The organism is Pseudomonas sp. 05T35 (assembly GCF_056396605.1).
The window spans coordinates 1-471 of sequence record NZ_JBFTLU010000960.1; the positions used below are offsets into that span (position 1 = coordinate 1).

1 protein-coding gene is annotated in these 471 nt (G+C 59.4%); it reads left to right on the top strand.

The window, feature by feature from the left end; translation table 11 throughout:
- Positions 1-399: phosphoribosyltransferase family protein (locus AC1DH9_RS30915; RefSeq protein WP_477809557.1), on the top strand; the 399-nt coding region annotated here is incomplete at its 5' end.
- Between the last annotated feature and the right edge of the window lie 72 nt (positions 400-471).

The window sequence follows — 471 nt, forward strand, 5'->3', positions numbered from 1 at the left end:
CATCTGTCGCGTCAGACCGGCCAGCCGGAACTGCCTCTTTACCCCCTGAAGGTCAAGCGCTATGCCGATGATCTCAGCGTGCTGCATGCACACACGCAATTGACCGAAAACCCGCTTCTGGGCGCACTGGACCTCGCCAGTACCACCCTGCTTGTTGTCGATGACGTGCTGTTTGAAGGCCATTCGCTGCTGCGCACCTGCGCGTATCTGGCGCAACTCGGTGCGCGTCGGGTCTACACCGCGGTATTGGTCGATCGGCACGTCTGCCAGCAACCGATTCATGCCGATATTGTCGGCGTGCATCTGCAAGTTGCCGCCAATGACATCGTCGAATGCAACGTACCGCCCTACGAAGCGGAGTTTTGCATCGAAGTTCTGCGTCATGGTGCCGCCCACTGACGGCAGTGCCTTGAAGGAGCCATCACATGCTCACCGAACGCCCGCTTCTGTTTGCCCTGCAAGGCAGTGAGC